The sequence below is a fragment of the Corynebacterium ulceribovis DSM 45146 genome (assembly GCF_000372445.1).
GTDB classification, from domain to species: Bacteria; Actinomycetota; Actinomycetes; order Mycobacteriales; family Mycobacteriaceae; genus Corynebacterium; species Corynebacterium ulceribovis.
Map to the genome: position 1 here is coordinate 208,840 of NZ_AQUY01000003.1, position 17,422 is coordinate 226,261.

General features: G+C 61.3%; 15 protein-coding genes. 9 read left to right on the forward strand and 6 right to left on the reverse strand.

Annotation, left to right across the window (positions count from 1 at the left end):
* Nucleotides 1-32: 32 nt before the first annotated feature.
* Nucleotides 33-1,184 (forward strand): cell envelope lipid trafficking protein PgfA, encoded by a 1,152-nt coding sequence (gene pgfA, locus A3EC_RS0109490; RefSeq protein ID WP_018024950.1) that lies wholly within the window; start codon nucleotides 33-35, stop codon nucleotides 1,182-1,184.
* Between the two features lie 64 nt (nucleotides 1,185-1,248).
* The gene (locus A3EC_RS12040) at nucleotides 1,249-3,018 is read left to right on the forward strand and encodes an MmpA family trehalose lipid delivery protein (RefSeq protein WP_018024951.1); all 1,770 of its coding nucleotides are present in this window, start codon (nucleotides 1,249-1,251) and stop codon (nucleotides 3,016-3,018) included.
* On the opposite strand, the gene A3EC_RS0109500 is transcribed toward A3EC_RS12040, so the two are convergent.
* Complete coding sequence (locus A3EC_RS0109500; RefSeq protein WP_018024952.1) at nucleotides 2,912-4,090, reverse strand: glycosyltransferase family 4 protein; 1,179 nt, start codon at nucleotides 4,088-4,090, stop codon at nucleotides 2,912-2,914. The genes A3EC_RS12040 and A3EC_RS0109500 overlap by 107 nt on opposite strands.
* A gap of 40 nt (nucleotides 4,091-4,130) precedes the next feature.
* On the opposite strand from A3EC_RS0109500, the gene A3EC_RS0109505 reads away from it, so the two are divergent.
* From A3EC_RS0109505 to A3EC_RS12050, 5 genes are all read left to right on the forward strand, one after another.
* Nucleotides 4,131-4,916 carry a class I SAM-dependent methyltransferase gene (locus tag A3EC_RS0109505; protein WP_018024953.1) on the forward strand — a complete coding sequence of 262 codons (786 nt, stop codon included), beginning with the start codon at nucleotides 4,131-4,133 and terminating at the stop codon, nucleotides 4,914-4,916.
* Nucleotides 4,917-5,064: 148 nt separating this feature from the next.
* Complete coding sequence (locus A3EC_RS0109510; protein WP_018024954.1) at nucleotides 5,065-6,315, forward strand: acetyl-CoA C-acetyltransferase; 1,251 nt, start codon at nucleotides 5,065-5,067, stop codon at nucleotides 6,313-6,315.
* 68 nt (nucleotides 6,316-6,383) lie between these two features.
* On the forward strand, nucleotides 6,384-8,603 hold the full coding sequence (locus A3EC_RS0109515) for a 3-hydroxyacyl-CoA dehydrogenase NAD-binding domain-containing protein (RefSeq protein ID WP_018024955.1): 2,220 nt from the start codon (nucleotides 6,384-6,386) through the stop codon (nucleotides 8,601-8,603).
* A gap of 182 nt (nucleotides 8,604-8,785) precedes the next feature.
* Entirely contained in the window at nucleotides 8,786-9,439 is a 654-nt protein-coding gene (locus A3EC_RS12045) for a GtrA family protein (RefSeq protein WP_018024956.1), read from the forward strand.
* Between the two features lie 48 nt (nucleotides 9,440-9,487).
* Complete coding sequence (locus tag A3EC_RS12050; protein ID WP_018024957.1) at nucleotides 9,488-9,739, forward strand: PLD nuclease N-terminal domain-containing protein; 252 nt, start codon at nucleotides 9,488-9,490, stop codon at nucleotides 9,737-9,739.
* Nucleotides 9,740-9,783: 44 nt separating this feature from the next.
* On the opposite strand, the gene A3EC_RS0109530 is transcribed toward A3EC_RS12050, so the two are convergent.
* The 5 genes from A3EC_RS0109530 to A3EC_RS0109555 form a co-directional block, all read right to left on the reverse strand.
* Nucleotides 9,784-11,403 (reverse strand): inorganic phosphate transporter, encoded by a 1,620-nt coding sequence (locus A3EC_RS0109530; protein WP_018024958.1) that lies wholly within the window; start codon nucleotides 11,401-11,403, stop codon nucleotides 9,784-9,786.
* 317 nt (nucleotides 11,404-11,720) lie between these two features.
* The gene (locus A3EC_RS0109535; RefSeq protein WP_018024959.1) at nucleotides 11,721-13,547 is read right to left on the reverse strand and encodes a phosphoenolpyruvate carboxykinase (GTP); all 1,827 of its coding nucleotides are present in this window, start codon (nucleotides 13,545-13,547) and stop codon (nucleotides 11,721-11,723) included.
* Nucleotides 13,548-13,714: 167 nt separating this feature from the next.
* A complete protein-coding gene (locus tag A3EC_RS12055) occupies nucleotides 13,715-14,089 on the reverse strand; it encodes a DUF6802 family protein (RefSeq protein WP_018024961.1) in 375 nt (124 codons plus the stop codon).
* Nucleotides 14,082-15,191 carry a hypothetical protein gene (locus A3EC_RS0109550; RefSeq protein WP_018024962.1) on the reverse strand — a complete coding sequence of 370 codons (1,110 nt, stop codon included), beginning with the start codon at nucleotides 15,189-15,191 and terminating at the stop codon, nucleotides 14,082-14,084. The genes A3EC_RS12055 and A3EC_RS0109550 overlap by 8 nt, the downstream gene beginning before the upstream one ends.
* Complete coding sequence (locus A3EC_RS0109555; protein WP_156812920.1) at nucleotides 15,179-15,730, reverse strand: hypothetical protein; 552 nt, start codon at nucleotides 15,728-15,730, stop codon at nucleotides 15,179-15,181. Before A3EC_RS0109555 ends, A3EC_RS0109550 begins: the two co-directional genes overlap by 13 nt.
* Before the next feature lie 85 nt (nucleotides 15,731-15,815).
* On the opposite strand from A3EC_RS0109555, the gene trmB reads away from it, so the two are divergent.
* Nucleotides 15,816-16,586 (forward strand): tRNA (guanosine(46)-N7)-methyltransferase TrmB, encoded by a 771-nt coding sequence (gene trmB / locus A3EC_RS0109560; RefSeq protein WP_026162383.1) that lies wholly within the window; start codon nucleotides 15,816-15,818, stop codon nucleotides 16,584-16,586.
* 117 nt (nucleotides 16,587-16,703) lie between these two features.
* Nucleotides 16,704-17,420 carry an NYN domain-containing protein gene (locus tag A3EC_RS0109565; protein WP_018024965.1) on the forward strand — a complete coding sequence of 239 codons (717 nt, stop codon included), beginning with the start codon at nucleotides 16,704-16,706 and terminating at the stop codon, nucleotides 17,418-17,420.
* The last annotated feature ends 2 nt before the right edge of the window (nucleotides 17,421-17,422 follow it).

Consider the following 17,422-nt stretch of genomic DNA (forward strand, 5'->3'; position numbering starts at 1 on the left):
TCGATTTTTAGATACAGCCACAGGAGGCCACCGTGAAGCGGACACTGTCCCACGTATTAATCGTGTGCGGCGTTGCTATTGTCGTCCTTGCCCTCGCACTGCCATTCTTCCTCGTGCCGGCGATGAAGGTGCTTCCACTGGACACCGTCAGCCAGTCCGAAACCCGGGAAGCTGAAGCGAAACTGCTGGACGCGTCCGCTCTGGCCAGCGGCAAGCCACTCGACATCCACAAAGACAAGCCGGAATGCAAGCCGAAAGACAAGAAGAAGGAACCGGCACTGTCCTGCTTCATGGGCCCAACCGACGTCAAAGCGATCCGCTATGTCACCATGCAGGCCCCAGCCGACGACAAAGTTGTGACCTTCGAAGCTGGCCAGACGCTGCAGCGCACGGACCGCCAGGAACCACACTCGCTGGTCACCGCATCGGTCGACCGCATCACCCTGGACCGCAAAACCGCGTTCCCAGTTCCAGAACCGACCTCCAGCTACGAAATCACCGCGCCAGCGACTGGTAACCAGCCAGCGGAAACCCCACAGTTCACCCGCGACGGCTACCAGTACCAGTTCAGCTTCGGCACCGACAAGAAGTCCTACCCATACTTCGACGTCTACGCCCTGGAATCCAAGCCAATCGATTTTGTGGCCGAAGAAGAACAAGAAGGCGTCAAGGTCTACAAGTTCCACCAGACCGTCGGCCCAGTGAGCCTGCACGACTCCATCACCCGGATGGCAACCTCCCACGGTGTGCATGACCTGTCCGAAGGCCACAAGCAGGTGCTGGCCTCCATGCGGCTGAAGTTCCCGGCGTACCGCTGGGGTCTGGAAGGTGACGAAGACGTCTCCATGGACCGCTACTACTACACCGAACGCACCCTGCGCGTGGAACCATCCACCGGCATGATCACCAACGGTACGGAAAAGATTTTCCAGTTCTACGCCAAGGACCAGGAAGAAGCCGAGTACATTGTTGGCCCCGGTCGCGAAGAGGAAAACAACAATCCAAAGCGCACCGCCACTAACTTCACCGGCCAGTGGAATGACGAAACCATGCACAAGCAGCTGACCAAGGCCAAGGAGAAGAAGCGCTCCATGGACCTGGCTGCTGGCGTGGCACCGTGGATTCTCGGCGTGGTCGGCGTGGTGCTGGCTGTGCTCGGTATCCGCCTGCACCGCAATAGCTAACGCACCGGCTTCGGCCTGATGTTGTACCCGCCGCCGTATCGGTTGGCGGGTATTCTTTTTCCTTATGAGCACAAAGCAGCGCCCCACATATGTGGCCATCGTGGGCCCCTGGGCGCTACTGCTTACCTTCCTACTGACCTGGCCACTGCTCGGCGACGGTGCGTTAGTACTGCGCGACATGGTGGTCCCGGCCTCCCCCGCCCTCACCGATGCCAGTTTAGGGCTTACCGAGGCAGCCGCCCGAGCATTACCGCAGGATGCACTTCTAGCGATCGCAGGCCGATTCATCAACGCCGCCATGCTGGTCCGCGCAGTTTTGTGGCTCGCCATGATTGTGGGCGGAGTGAGCGCCGCGTACCTGGCACGCCGACTCATCGGCGCTGGGCTCATTGGCCAACTTGCAGCGACCACCATGACGCTCTGGAACCCATTTGTCGTTGAACGGCTGCTCCAGGGGCAGTGGTCCGTGGTCGTCGCGGCGGTGCTGCTCCCGGCGGTGGCCTACTTGGTCAGCCGGGGTTTTTATGCCGCGGCCATTGCGACGATTACCTTATGCGCACTGACCCCCACTGGCGCGATTATGGCGACAGTCGTGGCAATTGTGGCCGCTCGACGCTGGGCCGAACGCGCCGGCGCTGTGCTGCTCGGGGTGCTGGTGTCCGCGCCATGGCTGTGGGCCACCTTCGCTCATCCGAAGGGTGCAGGGCTGACCAGCAGCGATGCTGCTGGTGTGACTGCGTTTGCCGCGCGGGCCGAGCACGGCACCGGCACCGTCGGTGCGGTTCTGGGCCTTGGCGGTATCTGGAACTCCGGAGCCGTGCCCGCCTCCCGGGAAACCGGCTACTGGGGGCTGAGCGTCCTGCTGCTGTTGGCGCTCTTCGGCGCCGGGCTGTGGTGGCTGCTCCAGCGCCAGCACAAGCTTGCCGCGGATAGACCGCGTCACATTCACGCCGCTGCCGCTCGGCGCCTGCTGATTCTGGCCGCGCTTGCGGTGGCGCTGCCGATCTTCTTCGCATTCCCACCCGGCATCAACCTGCTGTCCTGGGCAATTCAGCATGTGCCGGGCACCGGACTGATTCGCGATACCCAGAAGCTGGTCGCGCTGGCACTGCCCGGGTATCTACTGCTGGCAGCCGCCGGTGCGGAAGCTGTAGCGGTACGGCAAGGCGACCGGCTGCGCAGCATCGCGGCGACTGCCGCGACCATCGGCATCATTGTCGCCGCGGTCCCCGATGCCCCGGCTGCCGTCGCTCCATTGAAACCACAGCCGCTGTGGCAGGAATGGAATGTGATTTCTGGGCTGGTCGCCCAAGACGATAGTTCTGTTGCCGTGCTCCCGGGCGGGTCCTACCGCATTATCGACGGCACCCCTGTGCTCGATCCGGCACAAAAAATCCTGCCCGCTAACGTCCTGACCACCGGAAACCTACTGGTCTCTGGCACAGAAGTGACCGGCGAAGGCACCACCGCCGCTGAAGTAGAAGATATTTTGCTCAGCGGCTCCGCCCCAGCGGATGAAAAGCTCGCAGCAGCATTGGCTAGCCGCGGTGTCGGCTGGGTGCTGGTCGAAGACTCCCCGGGCCCACTAGGCAACTCCGCTGACGCGCTAGCTGAGCTGGACCTGGTGTACGACGGTGAAAGACTCATCCTCTACCGCGTGCCCGGCGCGATTGACTTGCCACCGGCGGCGAACCGCACCGGTGTGTATGGCACGTTAGTGCTGTGGCTTAGTGTGCTTGGTGGCAGTTTGATGGTCGCGCTTTATGCTGCGACTCGTCGTCCGCGGCCTGCGCGAGCACCGCGCCGACAGCCGCAGCCGTCCGCTGCCAGCTAAACTGCTGCGCGCGTTCCTGCGCCGCTGCGCCCATCTGGTGGCGCCGTGGCTCGTCCGCCAAGAGCTGCCGGACTGCGCTAATAAAGCCTTCCGTATCGTCAACAAGCACCCCGGTGACGCCATCAACAACGCTGTCGCACAGCCCGCCGGAATAGCGGTAGCCAATCGTGGGGACGGCGTGCAGGCCCGCTTCGATAACGACTAGGCCCCAGCCTTCCTTGCGCGACGGCAGCAACATAATGCTGCTGCGCGACAAAATGGTGTGCTTTTGGTACTCGTCCGCGTGTCCGTGGAACGTGACGTGGTTTTCGATGCCGCAGTTGCGGACATGCTCCACCAGCTTGTCGTGCCACCAGCCAGAACCCACGATGTCGAGGTGAATGTCGGGGAATTGGGTGGCCAGCCGCGCGGTGGCATCAATGGCGTGCTCAATCTGCTTATGCGGCACAAGCCGGGACAGCACCACCAGGTGCGGGCCAGCGTGGTCGGCTGGGGAGCCGAGTTGTGCATCTGCGGGGGCAGGGTCGACGCCGTTGCGGACAATGTCGATGCTGTCGGCGGGAATGCCGAGGGTGCGCAGTTCCTTCGCCGATGGTTCAGAGACGGTGATCCAGCGCAGTTTGCGGTGCAGCCACGGGGAGATGGTGCCTTCGATGAACCAGCCGATGCGGCCGAGGATTGGTCCGGCGACTGGCCACTGTTCGCGGTGGCAGTGGTGGGTGAGCATGACGGTGGGGGCGCCGGCGAAAATGTGGGCGAAGAAGGGCACACCATTTTGCACGTCCACCACGACGTCGGGGCGGCCGAATTTGCCGAGGGAACCGAAACCGAAGCGGGCCCACCACATCGCCCACCAGGCACGTGGGTAGACCGAGAGGTGGCCACCGGCGCGGGAAATCTGTACACCGCTAGCCAAGGTTTCGTGGGCGGCGCCGCCGGGGTAGGCGGCTGCGCGGATCATCACGTCGTGGCCTTGTTCCACTAGGTGGCCGGCGACCCGTTCTAGGTAGCGTTCGCTGCCGCCCCCTTCTGGGTGCGAGGTATCTCGCCAGCACAACATGAGAATTCGCATCTTCGCCTCGTTGGTACTTTCCTTGCTTACTCTGGAACGTATGAATTTATCCGTCCCCCTGCGTTCCCTGCGACGTTACGCTACTTTGTCGCGATCTCTTGGACTTCTCGCGGATTTCAAATACGAACAAACTGATCCCGCCCGCTTCTATGGCCACCTCGCCGATGACACCGTTGAACTGCTCACACGCATCTGGCAGGACTGCCAAGGCAGTGCGGGCGACAGCCACTCGGCGCTAGCCGGCCGCACGGTGCTCGATGTTGGTGGCGGGCCGGGTTATTTCGCGCGCGCGTTTGCCGACGCTGGTGTGGACTACGTGTCCGTGGAGCCAGATGTTGGGGAAATGTCGGCCGCTGGGATTGAGCTGGAGTCGTCGGTGCGCGGTTCCGGGTTGGATTTGCCTTTCCGCACCGGCTCTTTTGACTTGGTGTATTCCTCGAATGTGGCGGAGCATGTGCCGCTGCCGTGGCGGATGGCGGAAGAGATGCTGCGGGTGACCAAACCTGGCGGACTCGCGATTATTTCCTATACCTGCTGGTACGGACCATTTGGTGGCCATGAGATGGGTCGGACGCATTACCTTGGTGGGCATCGCGCCGCCCGGATGTATACCAAGAAGCATGGCCACCGCCCGAAGAACCTGTATGGCGAGTCGCTGTTCAAAGTTGGTACGGCCGAAGGGTTGCGTTGGGCGAAGAACACGAGTGCGGGCACGCTGGTGGCGGATTTCCCGCGGTATCACCCGTGGTGGGCGTGGTGGATTAACCGGGTGCCGGTGCTGCGGGAGCTAGGAACGTCCAATTTGGTGCTCGTGATGCGCCGGTAGTTTCGGCCACTGGTGGCCCGGTAGGTTAAGCGACGTTTACCCCAAAACGTCGCCAAGCAAAAAATAAATAATTAAATAGCAACACGGGTCACTCAAACCTCGCTAAAGTGACAAACAGCACATATTTCGACCGCACAGAGGAATGACAATGACGACCCCTTCCACCGCTGGCCAGCACGCCGGCGCACCCACGGATGCGTTCATTTTCGATGCCATCCGCACCCCACGCGGCAAAGGAAAAGCCACCGGTAGCCTCCACTCCGTCCGCCCAATTACGCTGGTAGTTCAGCTTATTGACGAAATGCGACGCCGATTCCCGAACCTTGACGAAAATCGGATCGCCGACGTCATCCTCGGTAACGTCACACCCGTTGGCGACCAAGGCCAGGACATCGCACGCATCGCGGGACTGCAGGCAGGACTGCCGTACTCCACCGGCGGAATCCAAATTAACCGCTTTTGCGCCTCCGGTCTGACCGCCATCAACCTGGCTGCCGCCAAAGTGAACTCCGGCATGGACGACCTGGTGCTGGCCGGCGGTGTGGAATCGATGTCCCGCGTTCCGATGGGCTCCGACGGCGGCGCCATGAGCCTCGACGCGGAAGTTGGTTTCGACACCGGCTTCGTGCCGCAGGGCATTTCCGCTGACCTGATTGCCACTCTCGGCGGGTACGACCGCGACACCCTGGATGAACTGGCGGTGTCCTCCCACGAACGCGCCGCCACCGCGTGGGCTGAAGACCGCTTCGGCCGCTCCGTCGTGCCGGTCAAGGACCAAAACGGTCTGACCATCCTGGACCGTGACGAAACCATCCGCCCCGGCACCACCGTCGAATCTCTATCCGGCCTGAAGCCAGCCTTCGCCATGATTGGTGACCTCGGCGGCTTCGACGCTGTCGCACTGACCAAGTACACCCAGCTAGAGCAGATTAACCACGTGCACCACGCCGGTAACTCCTCCGGCATTGTCGACGGCGCCGCACTGACCCTGGTCGGCACCGAAAAGGCCGGCGAAGAGATGGGCCTGACCCCACGCGCCCGCATCGTCGCCAACGCCGTCTCTGGTGTGGAACCAACCATTATGCTCACCGGCATCGAACCAGCAGTGCGCGCCGCACTGGCAAAAGCTGGCCTGGGCGTGGGCGACATTGACGTGTGGGAAATCAACGAAGCCTTCTCCGCCGTTGTGCTGCACGCCCGCGACCGCCTCGGCATCGACCCAGCCAAGCTGAACATCAACGGCGGCGCCATCGCCATGGGCCACCCACTGGGTGCAACCGGCGCAATGATCACCGGCGCTGCTATCGATGAGCTGCACCGCTCCGGCGGCCGCTACGCTGTCATCGCCCTGTGCGTCGCCGGCGGCATGGGCGTGGCCACCGTCATCGAGCGCGTCTAACCAACCACCGAAACAACTCACCGTGGGGCTGTTCCCGCGGGCATGAACACGAAGATAAGGAACGAACCATGACTGACAACATGTTCCGGTGGGACCGGGATGACGCAGGAATTATCACCCTGACCATGGATGATCCGACCGCCAAGGTCAACACCATGAACGACAAGTTTGTGGCGGACTTGCAGGAAACCGTCAATAAGCTCGAAGAGGCAGTGGCCGGCGGCGACGTCACCGGCATCATCATCACCTCCGCGAAGAAAACCTTTTTCGCTGGCGGCGACATCGCCCACATGGTGACCGTCGGCCCCGAGGACGCCGAATCCATGGCAAAGTTCCTCGCACAGACCAAGGATGGATTCCGCCGCCTAGAGAAACTGCCGGTGCCGGTGGTCGCTGCGATTAACGGCGCGGCGCTCGGCGGTGGCCTGGAAGTCGCGCTGGCCTGCAATTACCGCATCGCTGCCGGGGATGTCCGCGCGAAACTTGGCCTGCCGGAAGTCACCCTCGGACTGCTGCCGGGCGGCGGCGGCATCACTCGCGTGGTGCGCATGCTGGGTATCCAATCCGCCCTGATGGATGTCATTTTGACCGGCGCCCAGATGGATGCCGAAAAGGCCAAAGACAAGGGGCTTATTGACGAAGTGGTGCCGCTGGCAGAGCTGCTGAATGCTGCCCGCGCCTACTTGACCGGCAAGTCCGATGCCGGAGTACCACGGGCCGTGGAAGCGCGTGCGGTGCAGCCATGGGATGAGAAGGGCTACCGCATGCCAGGTGGCACCCCATCGACCCCGAAGCTGGCAGTGAACTTGCCGTCCTTCCCAGCGAACCTGGTCAAGCAGCTCAAGGGCGCGCCGTTTGTGGCGCCGAAACGTGCGATGCAGGCCGCAATTGAAGGCGCGCAGGTCGACTTCGATACTGCGCAGCTGATTGAATCGCGTTACTTCATCGAGCTGGTCACCGGCAGCCAGTCGAAGAATATGATGCAGGCGTTCTTCTTCGACCTGAACCATGCCAAGGGCGGCGGCTCTCGGCCAAAGCAGGCTGATGGCACCCCGTACCCGGTCACTGAGTTCAAGAAGGTGGCGGTCGTTGGTGCCGGCATGATGGGCGCCGGTATTGCCTATGTGTGTGCCAAGTCCGGCATGGATGTGGTGCTCAAAGACATTTCCATGGAAAACGCTGAGCGCGGCAAGCAGTACTCCGTCGGCCTGGAAGAAAAGGCGCTGAAGCGCAGCAAGACCACCGAGGAGAAGTCCGCGGCGTTGCTGGGACGCATCACCCCAACCGATTCCTACGATGACCTGGCTGATGTTGACCTGGTCATTGAGGCGGTTTTCGAGAACACGGACCTCAAACACAAGGTCCATGCCGAAATTGAGGCTGCGGTACCGAACACCGCCATCCTGGGTTCCAACACCTCTACCCTGCCGATTACCGAGCTGGCAGAGCACGTCGACCGCTCCGGCGACTTCATTGGCCTGCACTTCTTCTCCCCAGTGGACAAGATGCAGCTGATTGAAATCATCTCCGGCGACCAGACCAAACCAGAAACACTCGCGGCCGCCCTCGACTTCGCAGTGGCAATCCGCAAACTGCCAATTGTCGTCAATGACTCCCGTGGTTTCTACACCTCCCGCGTCATCGGCACCGTCATCAACGAAGCGATGCGCATGGTAGTTGAAGGGTACGCCCCAGCGACTGTGGAGGCAGCTGCCCGGCAGGCAGGGTACCCGGCGTCGCAGCTTCAGCTTGCCGACGAATTGAACCTGAAACTGATGCAGAAGATTTCCGCGGAAAATGCGACTGCTGCTGAGGCCGCCGGCCGGAAGATCGACGACGGTGGTGTGGCGAAACTGGTTGCGGAAATGCTGGAGCTGGGCCGCCACGGCAAGCTCGATGGCAAGGGGTTCTACGAGTACGTCGACGGTCGGCGTGCTGGTCTGTGGCCAGGGCTTGCGGAGCTGGATTCCGTCAATAAGCACAAGGTGGCCGCGGAAGACGTGGACCTGCAGGAACTCATCGACCGCATGCTGTTCATTGAGGCGCTGGAAACGCAACTGTGCTTCGATGAGGGCGTGATTGAGGCCGATGCTGATGCCAATATTGGGTCGATTTTCGGGATTGGCTACCCGGCGTGGACCGGTGGCACGCGGCAGTTCGTGAAAAACTACGACGGGGCGGCGACGAGTGCGCCGGAGCGTCGTGGGGTTGCTGGGTTCGTGGCGCGAGCGGATGAGCTGGCGGCGAAGTTCGGAGAGCGGTTCACCGCACCGGATTCCCTGCGGTAAGTGCTAGCCGTCACGGGCGGGTGCGGCGACGGTCACCGCTGAGTGCGGCGACGGTCACAGTAGCGATAACAGTTGAGCCACACTCGCCCGAATTGCCCGTTTGCGTTGGGAATCCCACCGGCGGCGGGCGTACGATGGCGGGAACGTTAGTTCACCACTAGGTGTTCCCAGCAGGAAAGACCATGTCAGCTACTGTGACCAACCCAGACTCCACCGCCGGCGCCAACGATGCCGCACCAACTGATGCCAACGCTGAGGCTCGCACTGAAGCCAAGCGCGACCAGCGTGCCCGCACCAAGCTTGGCGTGCTGCAATTCATCAAATTCGGACTTGTCGGCGGTTCCGGCGTCATTGTCAACTGGGTGATGGCTGTCATCCTGGTGAAAGTGTTCGCCCACTACGGCATCGGCGAAACCGACATTCTCAGTGGCATTACCGGTTCTCGGTTCAATATCCGCTGGTACCACGTCTTTTCGACGATTGCCTTCGTGGTGTCAAATGTGTGGAACTTCCAGATTAACCGCGGCTGGACCTTCAAGGGCACGCACCGGCGGCCGTGGATTAAGCAGTTCGTACCATTCCTGCTCATCGGTGTCGGTGCATTCGTGGTGTCGCTGGCGGTCCAGACCCTGCTGATGAATGAGACTTCTGCGTTGGCGCTGCCAACGGATGTCTTCGACGGGTCCTCTGGTCTGCGCACGCCGTACTACTGGGCCCTAGCCATCGGTACGATTGTCGCGATGCCGGTGAACTTCCTATTCAACAAGTTCTGGACCTTCCGCGCTAAGCGTGTGGCGACACCACCGAATGAGCGCAAACGCTACATCCTGGAGTAGCGCTATAGGCAGTGCTAGGCGCTGGTAGCGCGGGCGTAAGCTGGGGTTATGGAATCTCAGAAGAAGTGTTGCGGGCCAAAGTCCTGCGAAAAGACGTCTTGGTCCGACCTTTCCCAAAATGAGCAGTACGCCGTCCTTGGCGGCGCCGCCGTGGAACTAGTGCTGAAGCTGACCGCATGGCACTTCCTGTACCACGACCCGAAGGAAAAGATTCGCGGCAGCAAGTGGGCCTGGTTCCCAGTGACATTGGTGAACTTTATTGGGCCGCTGGCGTTCCTGCTGTTTGGTCGAAAGAAATAAGCGGGCCTGCTCAGCAGACCCGCCTCAATTCGTGTGCGCCGAAGTTAGAACAGCACGCGCAGGATGGACACTGTCGCGGCGGATACTAGGGCCGCCGCCGGCAGGGTGATAACCCACGCCATGCCGATTGGCTTCATCAGCTTCCAGTTCGCGGCCTTGTTCACCAGGCCCACACCGAGCACCGCGCCAATCAGGATGTGGGTGGAGGACACTGGCAGACCCAGCAGCGAGGCACCCATCACCACAGCGGCAGCGGACAGTTCCGCGGCGAAACCAGACGCTGGGTGGATCTCGGTGAGGTTAGTGCCCACCGTCTGAATGACGTAGCGGCCAATGAACCACAGACCGGAAATCAGAGCGATACCCATGGCCACCATCACGGCCAGCGGCACGGCAGCCTTGGAGTTAATCTCACCGGTCGACAGCACGTCCAGCACCGCAGCGAATGGCCCAATCGCGTTGGCAATGTCGTTGGAGCCGTGGGAGAACGCGAACGCCGACGCGGTAAACACCTGCATCCAGCTAAACAGCAGGAAGGTGGCGCGTTCGAGGTTGTACTTCTGCAGGGAGCGGGCGAAAATGAACACGGCCATCCATACGGCCGCACCGACCATACCCATGATGAGGAAGTTATCCAGGGCGGTGGTGTCCATCTTGATGTTCTTCAGGCCCTTGAACAGCATCATCGCGGTGATGATCACTGCTCCGAGCGCCGCGAATAGTGGCACCCAGCGCTCCAGTGCGCGGTGTGCGCCCAGTTCGTAGCTTTCCTTATTCAGCCGGTGCAGTTCGCGGTAGTAGTCCGATTCGAACTCTTCTGGGTCGAAAGCTTCGTCACCGTTAATCAGCGCGGCGTCACGTGCCATCGAGTGCGTGTAGGAGATGCGCTGCAGTTCGCCGAGCTTTTCGAAGTCGCTGAGCTGTTCGGTGCGCAGTTTGTGGCGACGCTCATTCAGTTCGTGCAGCTTCAGTTCGGCCTTCTCGTTGTAGGTCAGAATCGACACTTTGATCCAGCGGTACAGGAAGTAGGCGACCACACCGCCGAGTACTGGCGACAGCACCCACGACACGGCGATTTCACCGATTTTGTCCCACTGAACCATGTCCCAGCCACCCTTGCCGGTGGCAAAACCAACGGTCAGCGCGGCGCCGACAATACCGCCGACAATGGAGTGGGTGGTGGACACTGGCCAGCCCAGGCGGGTGGCAACCAGCAGCCAGACAGCAGCGCCGAGCAGCGCCGCCATCATGATGTAGACGAATTCGTATGGGTCCAGGCCTTCGATGCTGTTGAGGTCGACGATGCCGCTGCGGACAGTGTCGGTCACTTCGCCACCAGCCATAATGGCACCGGACACTTCGAAAATGGCGGCAACAATCAGTGCCTGTTTCATCGAGAGGGTGCCGGCACCGACGGAGGTACCGAAGGAGTTCGCAACGTCGTTACCACCGATGTTGAACGCCATGAACACTGCGAAGCAGATGGCGGTCAGCAGGATGAAGTGGTTTGCACCTGGTGCAACGTAGCCCCAGGACCAGATGGTGAAAGCAGTAAGGGTAACTGCCATCAGCCCGCCGAAGAATAGGTGCCAGCTGATGTCTCTGCCTTCGGAGACTTCGCCGCCTCCGGCTTCTGAGGTTTGCGATTCAGTTACGGTCGCCAATTTTTACGTTCCCTTCGGATCGACCAGACCAATCATGAGAAAACTTAAGGTTCAATTTCTATAACTTAAGTAGCGAATTCACTTCTTGCATCTTTTAGTTGCGCTACCCTGCCACTGCCCGCGGCCAGTCGTGGGTTTTCCTTTGCTTTTCGACGTTATGGGGGGGATTTTTCGATTCCCCCCTTATCCGTCTTGGTAGCACCTGCGCTGTCGCGAGTATGCACGCGTTTTCGCATGCGAAAGGCCCGGCCGAGCAGTTGCTCAACCGGGCCTTGCTAGCTAGTCGCGCCGCCGTCGCGGCCGCTATCTAGGTTCGCTTACTTCGCGTCTTCGATGCGCTTCTTCAGTGCTTCGAATTCTTCAAAGACTTCAGCTGGAACCTTGTCGCCCAGCTTCTTCAGCCAATCCTCGATGGAAGGCAGTTCGCGTTCCCAGTCCTCTGGGTTGACCTGCAGGGCTTCCTTGACGTCTGCCTCTGGGGTGTCCAGGCCGTCCAGGTTCAGGTCTTCAGCGCGTGCGGTGTAACCAGCGATGGTTTCGTCGGCTTCGACCTTGCCTTCGATGCGGTCCACAATCCAGTTTAGGACGCGGGAGTTCTCGCCGAAGCCTGGCCACAGGAAGCGACGGTCTTCGCCGCGGCGGAACCAGTTGACAAGGAATACCTTAGGCATCTTGTCGCCGCCCTTTTCACCCATGTTGACCCAGTGCTGCAGGTACTCACCAGCGTTGTAGCCGATGAATGGCAGCATTGCCATTGGGTCACGGCGAACCGCGCCGACCTGGCCTTCTGCTGCAGCGGTCTGGCCGGAGGACAGGGTCGCACCGATGTAGACACCGTGGTTCCAGTCACGTGCTTCGGTCACCAGTGGGATGGTGTCCGCGCGACGGCCACCGAAGAGAATGGCGTCGATTGGCACACCCTGTGGGTCGTCCCATTCTGGGGCAGCCACTGGGCACTGGGAGATTGGGGTGCAGTAACGGGAGTTAGGGTGCGCAGCCTTGACATCCTTTTCAGGGGTCCAGTCTTCGCCGTGCCAGTCGATGAGGTGAGCTGGTGGCTCCTTGGTCATCTCTTCCCACCAGACATCGCCATCGTCGGTCAGTGCGACGTTGGTGAAGATGGTGTTGCCCGGTTCCATGGTCTTCATGGCGTTCGGGTTGGAGTCGTAGTTGGTGCCTGGTGCCACACCGAAGAAGCCGTTTTCTGGGTTCACGGCGTACAGGCGGCCATCTTCACCGAAGCGCATCCATGCAATGTCGTCACCGACGACCTCTGCCTTCCAGCCTGGAATGGTTGGCTGCAGCATTGCCAGGTTGGTCTTACCGCAGGCAGATGGGAATGCAGCTGCCATGTAGTAGACCTTGTTTTCTGGGGAGGTCAGCTTCAGGATGAGCATGTGCTCAGCCATCCAGCCTTCGTCGCGGGCCATCACCGAGGCGATACGCAGCGCGTAGCACTTCTTACCCAGCAGTGCGTTGCCGCCGTAGCCGGAGCCGTAGGACCAAATCTCACGTGCTTCTGGGAAGTGGGTGATGTACTTGTTCTTGTTGCATGGCCACTCGGTGTCAATCTGACCCTTTTCCAGTGGCGCTCCAACAGAGTGCAGACCCTTGACGAAGAAGCCGTCACCAATCTTGTCCAGAGCTTCCTTACCCATGCGGGTCATGATGCGCATCGACAGCACGACGTATTCGGAGTCTGTGATTTCCACACCGAGCTTCGGGTCGTCAGCGTCAATTGGGCCCATGCAGAATGGCACGACGTACATGGTGCGGCCCTTCATGGAACCGCGGTACAGCTCGGTCATTTCTTCGCGCATCTGCTTCGGGTCGCGCCAGTTGTTGGTTGGACCAGCGCCGTCCTCGGTCTCCGAGCAAATGAAGGTGCGGGATTCGACGCGGGCGACGTCCGCAGGGTCGGACAGCGCGAGGAAGGAGTTTGGACGCTTAGCGTCGTCCAGGCGGGTGAACGTACCCTTCTCAACCAGCTTCTCAGCCAGGCGGTCCCATTCTTCCTGGGAGCCGTCTGCAAATACGACCTTCTTTGGCTGGGTCAGCTCTGCGACCTCAGCAACCCACTCCAACAAAGCCTTGTTGGTAGTAGGGGCTTCGCCCACCAGACCGGGGATGATAGGTGCGGACATCAAGTTCTCCTGACTGTCGTTGGGTGCTCTTCTTCAGCCTACCTATGTAATTCACTTGCGGGTGGGGCGATAGTCTTTGACCTTCCCCACAACCGGGGGCAGTAGTCCTAGACCGAGTGCTACCCCACCTGCCTCTGCACTCATTACTGCGCTCATCACGTCGCCCATCACGGCACCCATTTGCCTGCTTCCACTTCTTCCCATGCCGCGCCGTCCCAGGTTTGCTTGCACAGCTCCTGGTCCGCATCAAGCGCGACATCCTGCTCCCCGAGCCCGGATTGCCGCCACGCCCCAAAGCTTCCGTCAAAACGCACGGTGGTCAGATAGTCCACGGCCCCGTCGCCGTCGGTGTCGGAGTAGATGGTCAGGCCGGTGTCATCCGCCAAGGTGACGCTGTCCTGCCCCAGCAGGTACGGGTCAGCGCCCAGCACGTAGGTTTCGCCGCCGACGGTCAGCGTCATGCCGCTGCGTCCGCTGCCCTCCGTCGCCTTGTTCGGGGTCAGGGCATCAATGCCGCAGAGTTTGTTCAAAAAGTCATCCATGGGTCACTCCTTTGGTGAGTTGTCGGTAGCGCCACCCCACCGCGTCCGCCTCCACGGCGTCGCAGGCAGCAGCAATATCGCTGGTCCAGGTGCGTTTTAATGTGTCGGTGAGTTGGTGGGTCGCCTTCTGGGCTTGTTGACGATTACCGGCCCGGATCTGAACCGCAGCCGCCAGCGCAGCGCAACCCACACCGCTAATTGCCATACCTGCGGTCGCCAGCCACGGGACGAGCCACGAAGCGCTGCCCAGCCACATCGCGACGATGGCCAGCAACCCGCGCCCGATGCCGGCTCCGGCGGCAGCGCCGGCGATAGCGGCAATCGCCACTTCGGCGCGGCGCGGCGCGGATGTGCTTATCTCAGTGGCTTGAGCAGGGACGGTGAGGTGAAGACTGACCCCACGACGGTGCGCTGCTCGATTGAGCCGGCGGGCGGCGCCTCGGATCGCCGGTTTCGTGGGAATAGCACTGGGATCGTCGGTGGTCAGCGCCGTGAGTTCGTGTTCCAGTCGACTAAAAAGAGCGCGGGTGATCTCGCGCCGCTGCTTCTCACCGGTTCGAACCCTGCGGCTACGTTCCGTACGAGCGGCCTCATTCCGAAAATCCAATGCCGCGGTTTGCGGATCGTCGCCAGGATCAATGGTGGCCAAGTTATGGACCGCCGCCACCAATGCCGCTGCCCCATCAGCTGTCGGTGGCACATCAATACTGCGGATCGTGGCTGGCCAGTGTGCGGCACCGGCCCTTTTGCCGCTCGCAGCATCGCTGGTGCCGCTATCACCGGTGCCAGCACCGGCACGGTCACCGCCACTGTCACTGGCCCCAGTCTCATCCACCAAACAGGCGACAATCGCGGCATGAGTGGCGCGCTCAATCGACTCTGCAATACCCAGTTCAGTAGGTGTCGGCGCTAATTCGCCAGCAACCGCAATAATTACTGCGTCGCAGGGGTCGCCCGGTTCGGCATCCACGGTCGCCGCAACTCCCGGCTGGTCATTGAGCAACTTCGCCAGTGCTGCCGCCCGGCGGCCGTCCGGACCGGTAACAATCAGCGCCAACTCCACCACCTGCACCACATCCGGCGCTCGCGCTACTTCCGCCACAGCACATCCTCCAGCTCATCGCGCAGCTCGGGGAAGGCGCACGCTACCTCTGATAGCCGCCGCCGCAACTGCGCGTGCCGCCCCGGGATGCCGGTCTCAGGACCGTCAGTACTGCCAGCACCGTCAGCGGACTGCGCTGCCGCCACAATCTCCCCAACGGCAGTGCGCGCGACATCGACGACCTGCGACCACGGCGGCGCCACCACAATTACTTGCACCGCAATCGGCAGCTCCCGCAGCGCCCGCTCCACCACAGACACATACGGACACAGCACCAACACCAGATCCGTATTCGCTGGCACACCAAACAGCGGCGCCTGCCGGATCGTCGCACCAAGATCGCTGCCCAATCCGTCAATAAGCAATTGGCACGGCATACCCGGCCGGCCCGCAACAATAATGCGTGGCGGCGCGGAAAAATCATCCACAATGCTGGCGACCCATGTGATGGCGGCGGCGCGATCTGACGTTGGTGATTGCTGCGCCAACCAGCGTGAAATCCGCGAATGCAACGGTGCACGTACCGAAACGTGGCTCATCTGTCCCCCCGAGCTGATGTCCCTCCCCGCAAATAAACCCCAGCAACATGCAGCCCGCAACCCGAAGCCCACTACGCTAGATGCCATGAGCTCCACCCCTGCACCCCGCCACGCCCCACGCGACGGCAAAGGCGAACTGCCCTACGGCCGCCCACTGCAATCCGAATTCGACGACGACCTAGACTACCCACGCATCTCCGGCGTCAGCTTCCGCCGCGGCACTCTCACCCCTGGCCAGCAGGAAGTGTGGGACAACAACTGGGACCGCATCGGCACCATCATGTCCGACGACGAAATCGACGTGGAGAAATGGTTCGGCCGCCCCGGCCCCACCGTTGTAGAAATCGGCTCCGGCACCGGCACCTCCACCGTCGCCATGGCACCACTGGAAGCAGACCACAACATCATCGCCGTGGAACTGTACAAACCCGGCCTAGCGAAACTGCTCACCGCCATGAAACGCGAAGACGTCGACAATATCCGCATGGTGCGTGGCGACGGAGTGGAAGTACTCCAACGCATGATTGCGCCCGAATCGCTAGCTGGCGTGCGGATTTTCTTCCCCGACCCATGGCCAAAAGCGCGGCACCACAAACGCCGCATCGTGCAGTCCGGCACTTTGAACCTGATTGCGTCGCGGCTCAAGCCGGGCGGGGTGCTGCATGTGGCGACCGACCACGCCGAATATGCCGAATGGATTGATGAACTGGTGGGTGTGGAACCGCTGCTGGAACCGCGTCCGTTCCCATGGCCGGAATCGCCGCTGCTGCTTGACCGACCAACCACAAAGTTCCAGCGTAAAGGCCTAGAGAAGGGCCACAGCATCCACGAATACGTGTGGCAGAAAGTTAGCTAACCAAACATTCCGCTCTCGTTCCGCTCTGACTTTGGGGCGGAAGGGGCTTATCCTGGGAACTCACGTTCAATAACGTGACCCTATATTGCTCTTTTGATATTTTCCCAGGATTTTGCCGTGACTAATACTGCTCATAACGCCGCTGGTGCCCATGGCGCTGGCCCGGCTGCCAGCTCCACCACCCCATCGGCCTACCGGGCACTGCCCCAAACCGAACCAACCGTCCTGCTGGTGTGGGACGCGCCGAACCTGGATATGGGGCTCGGCTCCATTCTGGGTGGCCGCCCCGACTCCGAACACCGCCCACGGTTTGACGCACTCGGCCGCTGGCTGGTCGGCTACACCGACGAGCTCGCCCGCGAACGCCACGAAGACCTCGGCGCAGAAGCGACCGTGTTCACCAACGTTAGCCCAGGCGGCGCCGATATTGTTCGCCCATGGGTAGAAGCCATCCGCAACGTCGGTTTCGCAGTGTTCGCCAAACCGAAAGCCGACGAAGACTCTGACGTCGACGACGACATGGTCGACCACATTCGGCTGCGCTACGAAGAAGGCACCCTGCGCGGAGTGGTCGTGGCGTCGGCAGATGGCCGCTGTTTCCGAGATGTGCTGGAAGAACTAGCATTTGACGGAATCCCCGCAACTGTCATTGGCTTCCACGAGCACTGCAGCTGGGCGCTGACCAGCCCAGACATCGAATTCATCGACCTGGAAGACATCCCGGGCGTTTTCCGCAAGCCACTGCCACGCGTTAACCTGGATAACCTACCTGCAGAAGGCGCCTGGATGCAGCCGCTGCGCACGCTTTCTGAACTGTTTGACGAAAGGCACTAACG

Excerpts from the sequence above, each read along its gene's own strand:
- A3EC_RS12040 (WP_018024951.1), top strand. The coding sequence starts at position 1,249 with ATGAGCACAAAGCAGCGCCCCACATATGTGGCCATCGTGGGCCCCTGG.
- A3EC_RS0109500 (WP_018024952.1), bottom strand. The coding sequence starts at position 4,090 with ATGCGAATTCTCATGTTGTGCTGGCGAGATACCTCGCACCCAGAAGGG.
- A3EC_RS0109505 (WP_018024953.1), top strand. The coding sequence starts at position 4,131 with ATGAATTTATCCGTCCCCCTGCGTTCCCTGCGACGTTACGCTACTTTG.
- A3EC_RS0109510 (WP_018024954.1), top strand. The coding sequence starts at position 5,065 with ATGACGACCCCTTCCACCGCTGGCCAGCACGCCGGCGCACCCACGGAT.
- A3EC_RS0109515 (WP_018024955.1), top strand. The coding sequence starts at position 6,384 with ATGACTGACAACATGTTCCGGTGGGACCGGGATGACGCAGGAATTATC.
- A3EC_RS12045 (WP_018024956.1), top strand. The coding sequence starts at position 8,786 with ATGTCAGCTACTGTGACCAACCCAGACTCCACCGCCGGCGCCAACGAT.
- A3EC_RS12050 (WP_018024957.1), top strand. The coding sequence starts at position 9,488 with ATGGAATCTCAGAAGAAGTGTTGCGGGCCAAAGTCCTGCGAAAAGACG.
- A3EC_RS0109535 (WP_018024959.1), bottom strand. The coding sequence starts at position 13,547 with ATGTCCGCACCTATCATCCCCGGTCTGGTGGGCGAAGCCCCTACTACC.
- A3EC_RS12055 (WP_018024961.1), bottom strand. The coding sequence starts at position 14,089 with ATGGATGACTTTTTGAACAAACTCTGCGGCATTGATGCCCTGACCCCG.
- A3EC_RS0109555 (WP_156812920.1), bottom strand. The coding sequence starts at position 15,730 with ATGAGCCACGTTTCGGTACGTGCACCGTTGCATTCGCGGATTTCACGC.
- trmB (WP_026162383.1), top strand. The coding sequence starts at position 15,816 with ATGAGCTCCACCCCTGCACCCCGCCACGCCCCACGCGACGGCAAAGGC.